Source organism: Eoetvoesiella sp. (assembly GCF_035555955.1).
In the GTDB taxonomy this organism is placed as follows: domain Bacteria; phylum Pseudomonadota; class Gammaproteobacteria; order Burkholderiales; family Burkholderiaceae_B; genus Eoetvoesia.
The window spans coordinates 62,060-83,273 of record NZ_DATMGA010000039.1 but is presented as its reverse complement, the minus strand read 5'-3'; the positions used below and the strand labels follow the sequence as shown (position 1 = coordinate 83,273).

The 21,214-nt window shown below is 61.7% G+C and carries 5 protein-coding genes; 4 read left to right on the top strand and 1 reads right to left on the bottom strand.

The features are described from left to right. The first annotated feature begins 1 nt into the window (after window position 1). Together VNT00_RS11000 and dnaQ are read left to right on the top strand one after the other, a co-directional pair. A complete protein-coding gene (locus tag VNT00_RS11000) occupies window positions 2-3,043 on the top strand; it encodes an efflux RND transporter permease subunit (protein ID WP_325587391.1) in 3,042 nt (1,013 codons plus the stop codon). Window positions 3,044-3,153: 110 nt separating this feature from the next. Then, window positions 3,154-3,867: a DNA polymerase III subunit epsilon gene (gene dnaQ, locus VNT00_RS10995; RefSeq protein ID WP_325587389.1), complete on the top strand. Its 714-nt coding sequence runs from the start codon at window positions 3,154-3,156 to the stop codon at window positions 3,865-3,867. 72 nt (window positions 3,868-3,939) lie between these two features. Here dnaQ and VNT00_RS10990 read toward each other — a convergent pair whose 3' ends face one another. After that, window positions 3,940-6,213 (bottom strand): sensor histidine kinase, encoded by a 2,274-nt coding sequence (locus tag VNT00_RS10990; RefSeq protein WP_325587387.1) that lies wholly within the window; start codon window positions 6,211-6,213, stop codon window positions 3,940-3,942. A gap of 376 nt (window positions 6,214-6,589) precedes the next feature. On the opposite strand from VNT00_RS10990, the gene VNT00_RS10985 reads away from it, so the two are divergent. After that, window positions 6,590-7,387, top strand: a complete 798-nt coding sequence (locus VNT00_RS10985) for a helix-turn-helix domain-containing protein (RefSeq protein ID WP_325587385.1) — start codon at window positions 6,590-6,592, stop codon at window positions 7,385-7,387. Between the two features lie 368 nt (window positions 7,388-7,755). Next, a complete protein-coding gene (locus tag VNT00_RS10980) occupies window positions 7,756-21,210 on the top strand; it encodes a VCBS domain-containing protein (protein ID WP_325587383.1) in 13,455 nt (4,484 codons plus the stop codon). Window positions 21,211-21,214: the final 4 nt, after the last annotated feature.

Genomic DNA, 21,214 nt, shown 5'->3' with positions numbered 1-21,214 from the left:
CATGATACTTTCCGAAGTCTGCATCAAGCGCCCGGTGTTCGCCTCGGTGCTGTCCCTGCTCATTGTGCTGGTGGGGCTTATTTCGTACCAGAGGCTGACGGTGCGCGAGTACCCAGCCATCGACGAGCCGGTGGTGTCGGTAATCACCACCTACAAGGGGGCCTCGCCCGAGGTGGTCGAATCGCAGGTCACCAAGCCTCTGGAAGACCAACTGGCCGGCATCGAGGGCGTGGATGTCATGACCTCGGGCAGCCGCACCGAACGCAGTTCCATTACCATCAAGTTCAATCTGTCGCGCGACCCGGATGCCGCGGCGGCCGACGTGCGCGACAAGGTGTCGCGGGCGCGGCGCTACCTGCCGGATGAAATCGATGAACCCATCATCAGCAAGGTCGAGGCCGATTCCACCCCGGTCATCTTCATGGCGGTCGAGCCCGGCAACCTCAGCACGCTGGAGCTTTCCGACTACATCAATCGCTACGTCAAGACCCGCCTGTCGGTGCTGCCGGGCGCGGCGGAGGTGCGCATCTACGGCGAGCGCCAGCCTTCCATGCGCATCTATGTGGACAGGGGCAAACTGGCCGCCTACAGCCTGACGGTGCAGGATGTGGAAACCGCGCTTGGGCAGCAGAACGTGCTGATCCCGGCCGGCCGCATCGAGTCTTCCGACCGCGAGTTCTCGGTGGTGTCGTCCACCGACCTGCAAACCATCGAGCAGTTCCGCAACGTCATCGTGGCGAACGTGAAGAATTATTCGGTGCGCCTGGGCGACGTGGCCGACGTGCGGATAGACCCCGCCGAAGAGCGCGTGCTGTCGCGCTTCAACGGACACGAAGGCCTGAACATAGGCATTACCAAGCAGTCCACCGCCAATCCGCTGGATCTTTCCAAGGCGGTGGCCGCCGAAACGGAACTTATCAACGAGACGCTGCCGCCGGGCATGAAGCTCAGCGTTGCCTACGACAGCTCGATCTTCATCCTGGAGTCGATCAAGTCGGTGTATCACACCATTGGCGAAGCCATTGTGTTGGTGGTGCTGGTGATCTTCTTTTTTCTGCGCAATATGCGCGCCAGCCTGATTCCCATCGTCACGATTCCCGTATCGCTGATCGGCGCGTTCGGCATCATGTATTTCTTCGGGTTCTCGGTCAACACGCTTACCCTTTTGGCCATGGTGCTGGCCATCGGCTTGGTGGTGGACGATGCCATCGTCGTGCTGGAAAACATTTTTCGCCATCTGGAAGAGGGCAAGACGCGGCTCGAGGCGGCCTTCCTGGGGGCCAGGGAAATCGGCTTTGCGGTGATCGCCATGACATTGACCCTGGTGGCCGTGTACGCACCGCTGGCTTTTGCGACAGGCCGCACGGGCCGGCTGTTCATCGAGTTCGCCCTGACGCTGGCGGCGACGGTGCTGGTGTCGGGCTTCATCGCCCTGACACTTACCCCCATGATGTGTTCCACCATGCTGCGGCACCAGTCCGGGCATGGCCGCCTGTACACCTATATTGAGAACATGCTGGAAAGCATGACGCGGGCGTACCAAAAAGCCTTGCTGTGGGCGCTGGGCCGGCGCGCGCTGGTGCTGGGCGTGGGGCTGGCGGTGGCGCTGGGCAGCGTCGTGCTGTTCAAGATAGTAAAAAGCGAGCTTGCTCCGCTGGAAGACCGGGGTGTGGTGTTCGGGGTGGTCAGCGCGCCCGACGGCGCAACGCTGGACTACACCGTGCGCAGCGTCAAGACCATCGAAGGCTACTACGCGCAAATCCCCGAAGCCATGGGCAACCAGTCCATCGTGGGTTTTCCCACCGTGACCGAGGGCTTTGCCATTCTGCGTCTCAAGCCCTGGGACCAGCGCGACCGCTCGCAGCAAAGCATTGCCCGCGAACTGCAGTCCAAATTCTCCGCCCTGCCGGGCGTGCGGGCCTTCCCGACGAATCCGCCCTCGCTGGGCCAGCGCTCCACCTCCAAGCCCATCGAGTTCGTCATCATGAGCCAGTCTTCCTACCCGGAAATCGACAAACTGGTCAACCGGTTTCTGGACAAGCTGCGCGATTACCCGGGCCTGCAGAATGTGGACACCGACCTGCGCCTCAATACGCCCGAGCTGAAGGTGGCGGTAAACCGCGACAAGCTGGCCGACGTGGGCGTGGATGTGGGAACGGTGGGACGCACGCTCGAGTCCATGCTGGGCGGCCGCCAGGTAACGCGGTTTCGCGACAGCGGCGAACAGTACGACGTCATCGTCCAGGTCAAGAAGCGGGACCGCTCCGATCCGGCCGACATCAACGATATCTACGTGCGTACCCGCAACGGCGCCATGGTGCAGCTGTCCAATTTCCTGGCCGTGGAGGAAAGCGTTTCACCGCAGTCGCTGAACCACTTCAACCGCCTGCGGGCGGTGAAGGTCAAGGCCTCGGTGGCGCCGGGCTATGCCCTGGGCGAAGTGCTGCAGCATATGGAAACCGTGGCGCGCGAGGTGTTGCCGCACACGGTGCAAACCGACCTGGACGGCCAGTCGCGCGAGTTCCGCGACTCATCGGGCGGCATCTACCTGGTCTTCGTCATGGCGCTGGCCTTTATCTACCTGGTCCTGGCTGCCCAGTTCGAAAGCTGGCGCAATCCGCTCATCATCATGCTTTCCGTGCCTTTGTCCATGACCGGCGCCTTGCTGGCGCTGTGGCTGTCGGGCGGCACCTTGTCCATTTACAGCCAGATCGGCCTGATCACCCTGGTGGGCCTTATCACCAAGCACGGCATCCTCATTGTTGAGTTCGCCACGCAGCTTCGGTCCGAGGGTCGGGAAATGCGGGAGGCCGTGGTTCAAGCCTGCGTATTGCGCTTGCGGCCCATTCTCATGACGACGGGAGCCATGGTGCTGGGCACGTTGCCGCTGGCTTTTGCCGCGGGCGCCGGGGCCGAGTCGCGCCAGCAGATAGGCTGGGTGCTGGTGGGTGGCTTGAGCTTCGGCACCCTGCTTACCCTGTTCGTGGTGCCGGTGGCTTATACTTTGATTGCAGGCAAGGGCAGACCCAAGTCGCTGGAGTAGCCGGAGGCTCCATTTGGCATCTTTTGGCTGTGTCGGCGGGCCGAATGAGGCCACCACCGCGTTTATCGGCGGCGCTCCGTTCCAGGTTGCCGCCGCTTTACAGGAATTACATGCGTCAAATTATTCTCGATACCGAAACCACGGGCCTGGACCCCTCCCAAGGACACCGTATTGTCGAAGTGGCCTGCGTTGAAATGATCAATCGCACGCTGACGGGCAGGCACCTGCATTTGTATCTGAACCCCGATCGCGACAGCGACCCCGAGGCGCTGGCTGTTCATGGCCTGACCACCGATTTCCTGGCGGGCCATCCTCGCTTCCCGGAGGTGGCCGACGAAATCATCGAATACGTGCAGGGCGCGGAAGTCATCATCCACAACGCGGCATTCGACAAAAAATTCCTGGATGCGGAACTCGCTCGCGCCGGCAAGCCGCTGTTCGGCTCCTTGTGCGGCAAGATCACCGACTCGCTGCTGTTCGCCCGTGAACTGCACCCCGGCAAGCGCAACTCGCTGGATGCCTTGTGCGAGCGCTACGGCATCTCCAACGCGCACCGTACCTTGCACGGCGCTTTGCTCGACTCGGAGCTGCTGGCCGAGGTGTGGCTGGCCATGACGCGCGGGCAGGACGCCCTGATCATGGATTTCGACGACCCGGTTTCGAACGTCAGCCAGGGTTCGAGCCTGGAAGCTTTCGATGTTTCGCGGTTGCGCGTGGTCGCGGCGTCGCCCGACGAGGCCCAGGCCCACGAACAATACCTGGACGATCTTGATAAAGCCGTGGGCAAGCCCTGCGTGTGGCGGGCGGACGGGGAGGCGGCCTGACCAACCGGGGGCTCCGCTGTCTTGTGTGTTCAACGGCGCTTGGCAGGTTGGCGTTTCGCAGATGAGGTCGGCTCAGTCTTGCTCGAACGCCAGGCTTTCCACTTTTTCCAGATCCAATGCATATAGCGCCGCCTTGATCTTGTCGAACAGATTGGCGTAGGACGGGTATAGTCCGGACATTTTCTCGAGCCAATTCTCGATATCGGTAATGTGGCCGCTGCGGGCCATGAGCGCCAGCGCCATCCGGTCTTGTTCGGGCAGCTCCGGTGAAGGGGTGCTGCGTGCGCTGGTTTGCTCGCCTTGCTCTTGAACGGCGGCGTGCTCACGCGATGGAAGCGGGTCGGGCGGATTCCAGACGACGATTTTGTCGTTCAAGCTCCGGATATTCAAATGGAAGCTGAATATGCTGCCGTGCTCGGGCGTGCTGTAAAGATGCAGGTCGCTGCCCATGCCTCGCACGATGTTCCGCGAAATGAACAGGCCCAGGCCCATGCCCTCGTCTTGAGGGTGCAGTTGCTGGAAAGGCTTGAAAACCGTTGCCTGTTCATCCGCGGCAATGCCGACGCCGGAGTCGATGACGGCGAACCGGACATGCCAGTCGACGCCTGTCTGGGCGGCCTGGATGTCCAGGCAAATAAAGCCATCCTTGGTGAACTTGGCGGCATTGCCCAAAAGATTGAACAAAACCTGTTGCAGGCGGCGGCCGTCCAGCAGGATCAGTTCGGGCAAGGCGCAGGATATATTGAACTGGACCTGATTGTTGTTGAGCAGGGCCAGGCCTTGGGCATGGTAGGCGATGTCGTCCAGCAGCGTGCGCGTATAGACCGGCGCGGGCGAGAGCGTGGGTGGATGCAGTTCGGTCTTTGCATAGTTGAGCAGTTCGTCGATCAGGGTCATCTGATAATTGATGCTGCGTTCTATGGCCAGGACATACGACGCATCGTAGGCTCGGTTGCTGCCTTTAAGCAATTTCACATACCCGCTGATGGTTGCCAGCGGAGTGCGCAGGTCGTGTCCGATGTAGCCCAGGATTTCAGTTTTCTGGCGGTTTCTCTGGTCAGCGTATTCAACGGCCTGGTGCAAGGCCGCGGTTTGCCTGGCGACTTCCTCCTGCAGCTTTTGCTGTTCTTGTTCCTGCCAGGCGAGGAGCTTGTCGGTAGCCACTCTGCGCTGCCTGGCGATATGGTGGATCCATACCGCGACGATCGCCAGGTTGATGAGCAATCCCGCCAGCGACAGGACGGAACTGCACACTACCGGGTCGATGCTTTCGGTGATATGGAAGAAATGCGGATGGGCCAGGCTTTCAAGCGCATGCAGCACGAATACCAGGAAGGTGAAGACGGTTTGCAGCAGGATGAGTTTGCGGCTGGGGGCCTTTTGCCTGATCAGATAGATGGCGCCGACCATGATGGTGGCGGCGGTTAGCGGTAGTGTATATACCGCGATTTTGTTCAGTATGTACAGGTCGACGAAGAACACCCCGAACGCCAGCAGCATCTCCATGCATGCCATGGCCAGCAACGGGCGCTTGGGCAGGATCAGCCGTTCGGCCTTGGCGACGTGCAGCGCAAACAGGATGAGCACAGTAAATGCAATATGGCCGAAGAAAAAACTGCTTATCAAGTCCCAGGCGGGGTTTTGCGGCCAGAGGTGGATTTTTGCATAGCCTTGCTGCGAGGCTTCGTGCAGCAGGACGAGCAGGCACTCTATGCCCAACAACGAGAACGAAAGATTCCTGGCCAGCAGGGCGATAATCAGCGCGCCCCAGCCGAAGGCCAGCAGGCCGCCGAAGAAAAGGCCGCTCCACAAGATACTATGGCTTTCCGACTGCTGGTAAGCGTAGTCGGTGTAAAGCGTCGGATTGATCTGCATGAGCGCCGGGCTTTGCATTCTGACGAAAATGCGTGCATGGCTATGGGGCTGCAGAACGAACCTGGCCGATGGCTGACGCGAAACCTGGAGAGGGGTTGCGGCGCTTCCCGCATCCAGAGACGTCCAGTGATCCCCGTCCTCCATATAGGCGCTTTGGTGCAAGAAACCATGGGGCCCCAGTACCAGTCGGAGAGACCGTGGCGAAGGGCTCGTGTTGGCCAGATCCAGCCGTAGCCAGATGGCCGAACGAGTCAGGCCTGGCTGCTGAGTGCCGGCGGGCACGAACCCGCCGGGCCCTGAAGGCAATGCGGCGACTTGCTGGATTGTGAGGCGTCCCGATGGGTCTTCGAACACGCTTGCCGCTTTATCAACGGAGGCCGACCAGTCGATCCGATCCGGGACATTTACAGCTTCGGCGTGCGCCGTGGTTGCCCAGAGTGCAACAAGTAGACAAAGTAATCGGAGGAGCATCTCTTTCTGAAGCTGGGTTCAGCGACGGAAGCGCTACGGCTGGTTCGCGAGCGAAGCAGGGGAGCCAATGGTACCTACGAATAAGCTTGAAAAACCGTAAGTCCGCTTCAGCAAAATGCTTTGTCCGTTTGGGAAAGGTCAGGGTGGCTGTGTCTGGCGCCAGGCAACTGCTTTATCGGTCAGTGTTGGAGAATGTGCGTTTTGCGTTTTGTGGTTGGCTTGTTTTATCTTGTAGTAAGAAAAAGCACTTGGTATATTATGAGATCGTATCGATCGATAACATATTTTCACGCATGCTTTCTACCTTCTTCACCTAAGCCACTTTGGCTGTGGTAAGCGTTTTTGCGCAACCCTGGACAGGACTTTTGCTGGTTGAATGTTTTTTTCTGAAGCTGTGTCACCGTCGCCGCACATTCTCATCGTCGAAGACAATCCGGATCAGTTGCGTTTGCTCATCGAAACGCTGCGCAGCTCGGATTTCCGGCTGAGCGTGGCCTTTGACGGCCTGCAAGGGTACGACAGGGCGCTCGCCAGCCAGCCCGACCTCATCCTGCTGGACGTGCGCATGCCGCGCCTGGATGGGTTCGCCCTGTGCCGCAGGCTCAAGGCCAATCCTGCTACCGCCGGGATTCCCGTTGTGTTCCTCAGCGCCGCCGACGACCTCAGCGAGCGCCTGATCGGACTGCGTGATGGCGGCGTCGATTACATACTTAAACCCTTCGAGTCCGAAGAAGTCATAGCGCGGATTCGCATACACCTGGGCCTGACGGCCAAAGATCTTCTCGACGATGCTTGCTTGTCGGCCGAACATCTTAACGAGGAAGAGGTGCTGGTGCGGGCCGCCCAAAGCCAGTTGCTGGCCAATTTATCTCAAACCCCGCGCCTGGACGAACTGGCGGAGCGGCTGGGCGTAAGCGAAAAACGCCTTTCCCGGGCATTCCGGCGATGCTTGAACATGACGGTGTTCCAGTATTTACGGAACCAGCGGATGCGGACGGCTCAGCGTCTGCTGACTGAAACCTCGCTGAGCATGGTCGCCATATCCGAAGAGGTTGGCTTTACCAGTGCAGCCAATTTCTCTACGGCGTTCCGCGAGCATACCGGAGTGTCTCCATCCGACTATCGTCGCGGGGACGCTCCGGGCGGATTCACTTCGACCATTCACGACAGTTGACGTACCTTTCGGATTCTCTTTGCAATTGCTGACAATTGCATTCTTCTCATTTGTAACTTGTAACGCCACTGCCTTTGGGCTGCCGGGCGATCGAGGGCAGAGCTTTAGCAGAACATGGGTCTGAATACCATGACCTATTTTGCATATTGACAATTCTTGACCATCAATTCGAAGATTTCGGCGCTTCATCAAAACTATTTGTCACTTGCGAAAAATTCAGTTTCATCCGCGGGCGCTACATTCCATCGTAATTTTTACAAAAGACTACGCAATCCTCCCGCAATGATTTCCCGGTGCAGGCGCATTCCGCACGCGCGCGTTTCGCGCACGTGCCCGCGCGTGTTGACCGTCGCGCAGGCAGAACACAGATGACGCTCATCCGCTTTCCCCGTACCCGTTCGAATTCTTCCAGCCAGCCGGCGCAGATATTTGCGCCGCGCCGCACGCTGCTGGCCCTGGAGCCCCGTACCCTGTACGACGGAGCCGCCGCCGTGGTCGCCGACAAAGTTGCCGGCCAGCAACAACACGTCACCCATGCCGATCACGAGGGAAGCACGGACCAGGCGCCGGCGCGCACCATCGCCGAGCCGGGCCGCGATGCCCAGCCGCACGGGGAAGCGAAAACCACCGAGTTGCTGTTCGTCGACACCACCGTGCAGGGCTGGCAGAACATCGTGGCCCAAGTGCGACCCAATGTGCAGGTCGTACTGCTGGATCCGGCGCGCGACCCCATCGACCAGATCGCCGAGGCCATGAGCCACGACGGCAAGGTCGACGCCATACACATCGTGTCGCACGGCGCCGACGGCAGCCTGCAGATCGGCGGACGCAGCATTGACCTGACTTCCTTGCAGGGCTATTCCACGCAGCTTGCCACCATAGGCGAACACCTGACCGCCGATGGCGACATTCTGCTGTACGGCTGCGACATCGGCGAGGGCGCTGCGGGAGCGCAGTTCGTGCAGGCGCTGGCCCAGGCCACGGGCGCCGACGTGGCGGCGTCCACCGACGCCACCGGCGCCGCCGACCAAGGCGGTGACTGGGTGCTGGAATACCAGTTCGGGCAAATCGACGCCACCGTGTTGCAAGCCACTGCGTTTGCCGGCTTGCTGGAGGCGCCCTCGGTTACCGGCACCATGAAGGATTCCACGGTGGTGGAGCCCAGCGTGCTGAACCAGAATGGTGCGGCCGACTCCCAACTGACCTTGACGGGGTGGGCGATTGCCGACAACAGCGTCGGCACCGGCCAGACCGATCAGGTCACCGTACAGGTGACGCTGTCCAATACCGCTGCGGGGACATTGTCCGACGTCGGCGGCCATGGCACCGCCCTGGGCAACGGCTACACATTTACCGGAACCGCCGCCGACGCCACTGTCTGGGTGAACCAATTGAAGTTCTCGGCGGCGGATACCGAGCTGGGAAATACCGCCGCCACAACCGGCCTTACCGTGACGGTTACCGATGCGGATACCAGCGTCTCCAGCGCCAAGACCATACAGCTTACGGTAACTCCCTCTAACGACCCGACGGTTTTCAGCACGGGCGCGGGGGACGGACAGCAAGACGTCAGTGAAGTCGGCGGCACCACGATCACCGGCCTTACCGGAGCCTCCTCCGACAGCGCGGCGCTGCATATCATCGATCCCGAAGTCAGCAAGGGCACGCAAAACGCCTCGCAAATTGTCTACCGCCTGACGGATGCGCCCGACTATGGGTATCTGACCTTGAATGGCGCGCGCCTGGGGGTGGGCTCCATTTTTACCCAGGCCGATGTCCTGGGCAACAAGCTGGTGTACGTGCATACGGCCTCCGGGGCTGATCAGAATACGGCGGACGCCTTCACCGTGTCGGTCAACGACGGTGCAACGCCCCAGGCAGATTCGGCGACCAAGACCGTTACCCTGAACGTCACGCCCGTGAACCAGGCGCCGGTCATTGCGGGCAGCAGCGGCTCCGTGTTCGAAGGCCAGCCCCGCAATGCGCAGGACGGCGGCAGCCCGCTGTCAGTGGTGGGTGATTTCATCGATGCCAATGGCGGCGGCGACCCGGGCGACGCCGTGCTGCAAGTCACCATTACCGCGCTTACCACGCATGGCACCTTGCATTACACGGGCCAGGCAACCATAGGCGGCACGACCCAGACCATCGATCGCGATCTTACCCAGGCCGATATCGACAGCGGTTTCGTCATCGATTATGCCGCTCGCAGCGGCCTTACCTACGCCAACGACGGCATCGACGTGGCCGGCCTTCCTCCCAACGACAGCTTCGGCATACGCGTTACCGACGGTGGCGGCGGCGCCGGCGCTTCCGCCGTCAAGTCTGTCGATGGCACCGTCAACATCACGGTGCGCCCCGTCGACGACGACCCCACTTTTGTGAACGCCAGCACCCGGGAAGCCACGGTCGATGCCAATGGCGCCGATCATTCGGCGGGCACCGCCGACGACTATCGCGTCACCCTGACACCAGACATGCTGCAGGCGCAAGACGTCGACTCCACCGACGCGCAGCTCACCTTCGTCGTCACCCAGGTGCCGGGGTCCGGGCTGTTGCTGTTGAACGACGGCGTTCTGCAAGCGGGCGCCACCTTCACCATGGCCGATGTGCGCGCCGGCCGTGTGCAGTATCTGCAAACCGCTTTGCGTACCGATGCAAGCCCGACGGACACCTTCCTTTTCCAGGTGCAGGACAATGCGCTTGCCCTGCACTGGAACGCCGACGGCACCAGCTATACCCGCCCTGGCGGGGTTTATGACGCTGCGGGGGCCGATGCGGCGCTGACCACCTTCGCCTTCAACGTGAATCTGGTGCAAAGCGAGACGCCCGACTATACCGGTCCGGCGAACCCCGATCATTCTTCGACGCCGGCGCCGAGCACGACGGTTACGACCGAACACGCCGGCGATGACCCGAACCCGGGCGGTGTTCCCATCGGAACATTGATCGAGGGCGGCAGCATCACCCTGTGGGGCGACGACGGCAGCGGCGGCTCCAACCCCATCATGCTGAATTACACCGTCGACGGCATACCGCCCACACAGGTGGTGTACACCGTCGAGGGGTTCGCCAGCGGCTGGAGCGGGCAGTTGCTGAAGAACGGCGTAGCCATGAGCGTCTACAGCACCTTCACGCAAGACGATCTGAATAACGGCCGCATTACCTATCAGCACGACGGCAGCGAGCATTTCGAATCCACCGTCACCTTGCGGGTGGCGGCCGGGGGCGCGCAGAGCGACGCGGCGCTGTCCACCAACGACATCAATTTCACGTTCTACGTCACCCCCGTCAATGATGCGCCCGACGCCCACGGCTCGTCCGACACGGTCATCGCCGAAGGCGGCACGGTGGCCGTGACCACCGACATGCTGTCGTTTTCCGATCCCGATGACGCCGATAGTGGCTCCACTTATGAAGACGGCACGTTCAACGGAACCCTTCCGGTCGATGGCGCCGACCTGAATTTCGCGATCAACAATGGCGCCGGCGGCAGCGACCCCCTGCAGTTCAGCATCGCCGCGCTGCCCCAGCACGGCACGCTGGAATATTTGAAGGACGGCGTCTGGACGGCCATCACGTCGGCGGATCTGAACAGCCTTCTGCTGGACGCCAGCCTGTTGACCTCCAGCGCCGGCACGACCGGCCTGCGCTACATCCACGACAGCAGCGAGAGCAGCAGCGACAGCTTCAAGGTCTATGCCGTCGACAATCGCGGCGTGCACAGCGCCGACGGCACGGTCGGAATCACCATCACGGCGGTAAACGACAGCCCGCAGATCGCCAAGGATCCGACGCAAGGCGATCCTTCGGGTACTTCGCCCAATGCAATAGGCCCTGACGGCGATCCTGACAAGGGATCGGTCAATGAGCCGTTGACCGTGGTCGAGGAAGGCGGCTTCAAGCAGATTACTTCGGACATGCTGCTGGCCTATGACCCCGACTCCACGTCCGAGCAGGTTCAGTACCGTGTTACGGCGGCGCCCGCCAGTGGCCGCCTGGCCTATTCGACCGATGGAATAAATTTCACCACTATCGGGGTAGGCGCATCGTTCTCGCAGAAGGATGTCAACGAGGGGCACATCTACTACATCAACGACGGCACCGAGCCCGCCAGCGCAGGCTACCCGAACTCGCCCGATGACAGTTTCACGTTTACCGTAGCCGACGGTGACAAAGAGCAGGCGGGCAACCAGTTCTGGATTTATGTCAAACCCACCAATGATGCCCCTGTCGTCACTGGCCCCGCCGGCCCCGTCATTATCGACAGCACATCGTCCGAGCACAATCCAGTGCCCGGATTCAGCATCCACGACGTCGACCTGGACAGTGTGCTTACCGGCGTCGAGACCGATTTCGTGCAAGTCACGGTGCGCTTGCTGGATAAGAACGGCGATGCATTTGACTATGGCGAATATAGCGACGTTATCATCGGCTATGACAGCGCAAGCGGCGCCACGGTAGACACAGACCATGGCGGAAATCACGATTTCCTGACCTTGCGCGGCACACAGCAGCAGATCAATGACGCGCTGGAGGGTTTGACCGTTACCTTCGGCAATGATCACGATGCCATCTATCAGGTGCAGGTGATTGCCGACGACCGCGTGCGCGATCTGGCCTCGGGCGACTTGATCGATACCGACTCCGGCACTTCGGGGGTTCAGCCCGAGGCCAACGGCGGCCCCCTGAACCAAGCGTCGCCTGGTCCCGGGGAACCGACGGTGATACCGGCGACCGAGCATGATTGGTACTCCGAAGCCGTCGCGGCCAACGATCCCAATATCGGCGCGCAGTCGGTGATTATCTGGGCATCGGTGGTCAATGACCCAGCCGTTTTCACCGGCCCGGCAACCAAGGACGTCGTCGAGGATCAGGCTACTTTCATCGGCGGTGATTTCGTCGTGTCCGACGCGGAGTCGGCGGCATTCGGCACGACGGTCAAGGTTACCCTCAGCGTACCCAACGGCACCCTGATCATAGGCAGCGGCGCCGGAGTCGTAGGCAGCGGCAGCGGAACGGGCACGATAACGCTTACAGGTACGGCCCAGGCCATCCAGGACCTTCTGAACGATCCGACCAATGGCTTGAAGTACCAAAGCCCAACAGATGGAAACCATGACTACAATGGCGCGGGCACCGATGGCGACGTGACATTGACGGTTAAATTCGACGATGCCGGTTCGGCTATAGGCGATGACACCGGGAGTGGCAGCCAGCCGAACAATCCGCCGGATATTACCGTTGCGTTGACCATCAAACCGGTCAACGATGCTCCAACCGTTGACGCGGGATCGGACATCGTGGTCGTGAATGGAACGGATGCCGTGGAAATACACGGTATTTCGGTGTCCGACAAGGATATCGGCGGTGATGGTGATGGCGGTACTCCGGCAACAGGTGAAACGGATTTCATCCAGGTGACGGTGCGCCTGCTGCAGCAGGCAGATGGTAGTTGGGAACCTGTGGCTTCGGGCGACTATGCCGGGGTTGTGCTGGATTCCAACGAGGCAGGTTCGGGCGCCATAAAAGATGCGACCTATAACGGCGCTGGCAAGGCGCTGGTCATTCGCGGAACGTTGAATGACGTGAATGAATTCCTCGCCAAATTGACGGTGTCTATTAACGGCGCCCTGGCTAATAAGGACGCTACTTACCGCCTGGAGATCATTGCCGACGACCGTGTGCGCGATGCTAGCGGCGATCTGGTCGGTACCAGCGCCAATGGTGGAGAAAACGATAACCCTGCCGGGGGCACCCAGGCTGTTCCGACCACTGCCATTGATCCCTATCAGGCCATTCCGGGCGGTTTGGGAGACAACGTAAGCTCCGCGACGCGCGATCTGTTTCCAACCGATGTCAACGACCCAGCCGAGATCAAGGTAACGGATCCTTCCGTGAACGAGGGCAGCGGCACGTACGCGCTCAGCGGAATCGTCATTACGGATTCGGACGCGCTGGACGGCGATTTGACCGTGACCATCAGCCTGCCGGCGGGCTTCACATTCGCGTCGCAAGGCAGTGGGGCGGTTATCGACAGCAGTACTTCCACCAGTGTCACCATCACAGGCACCCTGGCCGAGATCAACGCGCACGTCAATTCCATGACGGTGCAGTTGCCGGATGTCGCGGGAACGGCCGAACGTACGGATTGGAACGGTTCGTTCGAGGTAACCCTGGTGGTCAACGATGGCGGCAACAGCGGCGGCCGCCCTGCTTCCTTGCCGGGCGATACGAACAACCCCGATGCAAACCCCGGTGATTTCGATTATGCGGACGGCTCCAGCAACGTGCTGGTCACGACCCGCGTTTATACGGTTACGGTTGCTCCGGTCAATGATGCGCCGGTCGTGACCGGCGGAAGCGCTGTCGACTTCGGTTCGGTGGACGAAGGAAATACGTCGGTGTCTTCGACAGTCGCCGCATTGTTTGCAAGCCACTTCAGCGACGCGCGCGATGTGGTCGATAATTCGGCCCTGGGAGACGGTTCCAATGTCGGCGCGGGGACGAGCGGCGACGGTTTCTGGGGCGTTGCCATCGTGGGGTATAGCCCCAATGCCGCCCAGGGTGTCTGGCAGTATTCGACCAATGGAACGACCTGGACTGACGTGGGTTCCCGTACCGCGAGCAACGCGCTGGTGCTGAACAAGAATGTTCAGCTGCGCTTCGTTGCGGCAAACGATTTTCACGGTACGCCGAGCACATTGACGGTGAACTTGGTGGAAACCGATACGGGCTCGAATAACGACAGCACGACGGCCGATCCCGTTTCGAATACGGTGGTCAATCTGTCCGGGGGTAGTGCGCGGGGCGGTAAGAGTGTCTACGGCTCTGACCCGATCACGCTGGACATTGCCGTCAATAATCTCAACGACAGTCCTGTCCTGACCGGCTCGAGCGCGCTCGGTTCAGTGGCCGAAGACACCACAGGCCCCGATGGCGCAACGGTATCCGACCTGTTCGGCGGGCAATACAGCGACACGACCGATAATCAGGGCGCCGGCGGCGCGGGTATTGCCGGCGGCACTGATGCTTCCACGTCCCTGGGCGGCGTGGCGATCGTGGGCAACACCGCCAACTCGTCCACGGAGGGCGTCTGGGAATACAGCACCGATGGCGGAACATCCTGGCAGGCCGTGGGCACGGTCAGCGACAGCAGTGCGGTGGTGCTGGAAGCCAGCGACATGCTGCGGTTCGTGCCGTCTGCGAACTATACCGGCACGCCTCCCAGCCTCGACGTCCGGGTGGCGGATTCCGCTCAGACGCACGCCGCCGGTGTCAGTCTGGATCTGGCCAACGACGTCTCGGGCAACGAGTCCACATGGTCCGACAAGGGGGTGTTGACCACCTATGTGGCGCCGCGCAACGACGCGCCCGTATTGGGCGGCAATGTGAACTCGGCCGACCCGGGCACCTCCACGGTCATAGCGGTGACGGAGAATGGCGATACCAGTACGGGCGAGTCGGTGCCGGCTACCCGGTTGCTGGACGGCGCGTCCATTTCCGATCTGGATTTAGGATCCACCCATGATGCGGCCAACGCCGATATCCTGGACAGCAGCATCTTCGGCGCCGGCAGCGTTACGGTCAAATTCACGGATGGCTACGTTACAGGCGATATCCTGTTCGTGGATCCCTCCATTCTGGCAGCCAATGGCGCTACGCTCGATGCGACGTCCAATGGCCAGGCCAAGGATCTGACAATCAACTTCAGCGCTACGACGACTGTTGCGCAAGTCAATGCCGTGCTTAACGCCTTGAGCTACCGCAGCAGCAGCGACAACCCGACCGTCAACGGTGATCGCACCGAACGCAATTTCAGTGTGGTCGTCAACGACGGTCGCAACGACCAGGGCAGCGGCAAGACGGCTGGCGCCAATCCGGACGGCAGTACGACGACGGGGCTGGACAGCAATGCCATTACCGGGCAGATCGCCATTACTGCGACGAACGACGCACCCCAGCCGGCCGACGACGCCGGTTCCGTCAAGGAGTCGGGCGTTAAGGATGGCGGCAACGTTGCCGAATCCGGCACCGGCAGCGCCACCGGCAATGTGCTGACCAACGATGTGGATGTGGATTTGCCGCCGACAGAGAGCCTGAAGGTTTCCCAGGTCAACGGCTCGTCCGCCAACGTGGGCATGGAAATCGACACCACCTACGGCAAAATCACCATCAACCAGGACGGCTCCTACACCTACACGCTGGACAATACCAAAACCGCTACCCAAGCCTTGTATCAAGGGCAGACGGCTCAGGATACGTTCACCTACTACGTCGTGGACGACAAGGGCCTGGAGAGCGCCAGTGCCGCCACCCTGACGATCACCATCACGGGTACCAATGACCGTCCCACCATCACTTCGGACGCTGCGCAGGCGGAAGGCTCCGTCACCGAGGCGGGCATCGACAGCAACGGAGATGCTGTAGCGGATGTAGATACGGCTACGGGCACTCTGGCTTCCAATGATGTGGATACCGGAGCCGGCGCAACCTGGTCGATCGATACCGACAGCACTCCCGCCACCAGGACGGGCACCTACGGTGATTTGGTCATCGATGCGGCGACCGGAAAATGGACTTACACGCTGGACAACAGCCGAGCCGCCACGCAGGCCCTCAAGGCTGGCGATTCCGTCACCGATACCTTTACGGCGCGTGTGACTGACGAACATGGCGCTTACTCAGAGCAGGACATCACGATTACGGTTACGGGTACCAATGACGCGCCGGTAGCTGTCGACGACACTAACAGCACCGACGAGGATACGTCCATCACGGTTAGCGACAGGGCGGACGGCGTCCTGCCCAACGACACCGATGTCGATACCCCCAACACTTCTCTCGTCGTGAGCGAAGTCAACGGCTTGGTGGGTAATGTTGGTACGGCTATTACGGGATCTAATGGGGGTACCTTCACTCTGAAGGCGGATGGGACCTATACCTTCGATCCGGGCAAGGACTTTCAGCCCTTGAAGGACGGCCAGTCCGCGACAACCTCCATAACCTATACCGTGTCCGATGGTTTGGGCGGTACCGACACGGCGACGCTGACGATTACCGTGACTGGCAAGGACGATACACTCGGGATCGCAATTGCGGATGTGGACGGCGCAGCCAGCGGTGGACAGAACAGTGTCACCGAAAAGACGGGAGACATCGTAACCGGTACGGCGACGATTACCGCCACGGCGGGCGTCAAGACGGTGACTGTGGGTGGTGTGGATATTTCCGGTGCGACGTCGTTGACGCCGGTAGAGATTGATACTACGGGCAACGGCACCCTGGTGGTCACGAATTACGATGCGGCCACCGGCGTCATTACCTATAAATACACCGAAGCCGATACAGCTCATAACCACAATGCGGCCAATGACAACATTTCGGACAGTTTTGAAATCAAGGTTACCGACTACGCGAATCAGACAAGCAGCAGCAATCTGAATATTTACGTATTGGACACTGTGCCGGTAGCGCATGCGGACACGAATACGGTAACTGAGGGTACCTCGACCGATCCGGGCGCGCCGACGGCCAGCGGCAATGTAATCACGACGGGAGCCGGCGCGGATACGCTGGGTGCGGATGCGACGACGGTGGTGGGCGTGGCCAAGGGCGATACAGGCGCTGATCTGACCGATGGCACAGGTGTGGCCGGCACAGGCGTGAGCGGCAGTTACGGCCAGTTGACGCTGAACGCCGATGGCAGCTACAGCTACAGCCTGGACAATGCGAACCCGGCGGTCAATGCCTTGAAGGACGGTGAGCACCTGACGGAAGTCTTCACCTATACGATCCAGGACGCCGACGGCGACAGCAGCAGCACTACGCTGACGATCACGATCCACGGCCAGACCGATGGGGCGCCGACGGTGACGCCAGCCGACGGCAACAGCACGGACACGGGCGAGGCGACGGTGTACGAGTCGGGCCTGACCACGGACGGCCCGGGAGGACAGTCCAAGAGCGCCGACGGCACCATAGACCTGACCGCGCCGGACGGCTTACAGAGCATCACAGTGGGGACGACGGTTGTCACGGTGGCGCAGCTCAACGACCTGGGCGCGCATCCCATCGTCATTACCTCGACCGACAAGGGCACGTTGACGCTGACGGGCTTCACTTCGGGCGGCGACGCGAATGCGCCAACCAGCGGCACGCTGAGCTATACATACACGCTGACCGACGCGCAGACCGGCACGAGCTCGGATGGCCCGAGCGAGACGACCGACAGCTTCGCGCTGGTGGTGACGGACAAGACGACGAGTCCGGGCGCACAGGCGACAAGCACGTTGACGATCCGCATCGTGGACGATGCGCCCACGGCGGTCGCCGATGTGAATTCGGTGACGGAGGACGCGGGCACGCCGATCACGGGTAACGTGATCAGCGGCACGGGCAGTCCGCTGGCGGGCACGGACACGCTGGGCGCGGACGGTGCGACGGTGACGGGAGCGCAGTTCGGGGCCCTGACGGGCGGTGCGACTCACGTGGCCGATGGCGGGGTGAACGCGGTCGGTTCCGACACCACAGCGCTGGCCGGAGACTACGGCACGCTGGTCCTGCACGCGGACGGCAGCTACAGCTACACGCTGGACAACAGCAACCTGGATGTTCAGCACCTGACTGCGAGCGAGCACCTGACCGAGACGTACACCTACACGATCACGGATGGCGACGGGGATCAGTCCACGACGACGCTGACGATCACGATCAACGGTGCGGACGACGGCGTGACGGTGACGGTGCCGGATAATCATCCGACCACACCCGTGACGGGCGACAAGACCGACCAGGTGGTGTTCGAGCGAGGCCTGAGCGATGGCTCGGCGCCGAACGCGGATGATCTGGCGGTGGTGTCCAGCTTCACGATCAAGGCGCTGGATGGCGTGGACGGCACGCAGGCGGTGACCATCGGGTATACCGATGGGACGGGCGCGCAGACGCTGACGCTGCGCCAGTCCGATCTGGAAGGGCTGTCGACGACCGCGAAGACGATCACGACGCAGTACGGCACGCTGGTATTGAATGGCTACAGCCAGGCGGCGGACGGCACGATCACGGTGAACTACACGTACACGCTGATCACGGCGCCGTCGGTCGATAGTACGGATACGATGGACAGCTTCCTGATCCAGGCCAAGGACCGTGACGGGGATGTCGGCACGGGTACGGATGCAAGCCGCACGCTGAACATCAAGATCGTGGACGATGCGCCCACGGCGGTGGCCGATGTGAATTCGGTGACGGAAGACGGAACCGCGACGGTCACGGGCAACGTGATCAGTGGAACGGGCAGCCCGCTGGCGGGCACGGACACGCTAGGCGCGGACGGTGCGACGGTGACGGGAGCGCAGGCCGGAGCCCTGACGGGTGGTGCGACTCACGTGGCCGACGGCGGGGTGAATGCGGTCGGTTCCGACACCACAGCGCTGGCCGGAGACTATGGCACGCTGGTCCTGCATGCGGACGGCAGCTACAGCTATACGCTGGACAATGCCAACACCACTGTCAATGCCTTGAAGGATGGCGAGACGCTGACGGAGACGTACACGTATACGCTGACCGACGGCGACGGAGACCAATCCACGACGACGCTGACGATCACGATCAACGGGCACACGGATGGGGCGCCGACGATTACACCCGATGACGGCAACGGCACTGCCGACGGCCATGTCACGGTGCGTGAAGCGGGGCTGGCCGACCACGACGATAGCCAGACCAACACCGGCACCATTGCGGTCGATGTGCCCGACGGCCTGGTCAGCATCGACGTGGGCGGCACCACGATCAGCCTTGCCGATTTGCGCGGCCTGGATCCCGCAGACCCAGCCACGTTCGTCACCGTCACGACGCCCCAGGGCGAGATTACCCTGACCGGCTTCGACGTCACCGCAACAGTCGGCGGCGTGCCTACCGAAGGCACGTTGACCTACAGCTACACACTGACCCACGTACAAAACACTCCGGGCGACGATAGCAATACGGAGACGATTGCGCTGGGCATTACCGATGCCGGTGCCAGTACTAGCTCGGGCACGTTGACGATCAATATCGTCGACGATGTGCCCACGGCCCGCGATGACTCCAACTCGGTGACCGAGGACAGTGGTGTGGCGGCCACGGGCAACGTCTTTACCAATGACCGCATCGGCGCGGACGGCGCGGCCTCGCCCGGCCCCGTCACGGGCGTGGCCCATGGCGCAACGGCGGGCACGGTGGGCGGCTCGCTGGATGGCGCGTACGGCAACCTGACGCTGAATGCCGACGGCAGCTATAGCTACGTTGTGGATGACGCCAATCCAGCCGTCAACGCCTTGAGTGTCGGCAAGACATTGACCGAAACGTTCAGCTACACCATTACGGACGGTGATGGCGACACCAGCGTTTCCACGCTTACCATCACCATCAGGGGTGCGAACGATGCGCCGGTGACCGTCGGCACGCTGCCCAATGTCCACCAGGACGACAGCACCGTGGTGAAGGTGCCGACGGCGGGCGGCTTCACCGACGTCGACTCCAGCGACACACTTACCTACACCGCCACCAATCTGCCTCCCGGACTGTCCATCGACAAGAACACCGGCGAGATCGCCGGCACGTTGACGCATGATGCCAGCCAGGGCGGGCCGGGCAAGGATGGCGTATATCACATCACCGTTACGGCGGACGACGGCAATGGCGGTTCGGTTACGCAAACCTTCACCTTTACCGTCGCCAATCCTCCGCCCGAGGCACATCCGGATACCGGCGCTGTCGATGCCGACAGCACGCTGACGGCCGGTCCCGGCGTGGGTGTGGTCAGCGGTTCGGTCACGGGCGCGGGCAAGGACGTCGACGTCGATGGCGATCCCATAACCGTGATCGGCGTGGTTACCGGCACGGCCGGCGACGTGGCTGGGGTGGGTACGGGCCATGTCGGCTCTCCGCTGGTGGGCACGCACGGCACGCTGGTTTTGAACGCGGACGGCAGCTACAGCTACTCGGCCGACCAGCCTGCTTCCAAGGCTTTGAAGGCTGGTGAAACCGCGACCGATGTGTTCACCTATGCCATCAGCGACGGCAATGGCGGCACATCCTACACGACGCTCAGCATCACGGTTACCGGCATCGTGCGGGCTCTGCCGCAGCCGCCGGCGACGCCCGACTTCAGGCCCATCATCGATGCCTCGCAGCGATCCATGGCACAGTTCAGCGAGCTGGTGACCGATGCGCCGCACATCTGGGAAGATGCCTACCACGAGAACCGCGTCACCAATCTGAGCATGCCCATGCACCCCATTGTGTACGTGGAGGTGGCGGTGCAGGCCTCGCAGAATCAGCGCGACGTCGATGACCTCGCCGCCGAGGGCGTGAACCTGGATCTGGTGCTGCCGATCGAGGCCGAGCTCAGTTCCTGGACGCGAGGCCTGGGCCAGGACGAGACGATCTACGTCAGGCACGCGGTCGGGCAGGCCGAACACGAGCGCTTGATCCTGCAGGGCAGGGCGCTGGGCCGCGACGGGCGTACTTCGCTGTCGGCCGACAATCTGCTGTCCAACCACGGCATTTTCGCCGGCAGCAAGTTCCTGCAGTGGCTGGCGCATCCCGGCCACGACAGGGATGCGCAGCATTCCGGCGCGCACCAGGCGGATGGGCAGGGACAGAGTCAGGGCCAGGATCACGCCGCTGCCGGCTCGCGCGGGGCCAGTGCTTTTTCCGAGCAGTTGCAGCGCATGAGCCGCTACGTCTCGGCCGACCAGGACTCGCGGCATTCCTCGCAGCCGGCCCACCCCTTTATGCAAGTCGCGAAATCCAATCCTTCCATCATTACTGAATGACTTG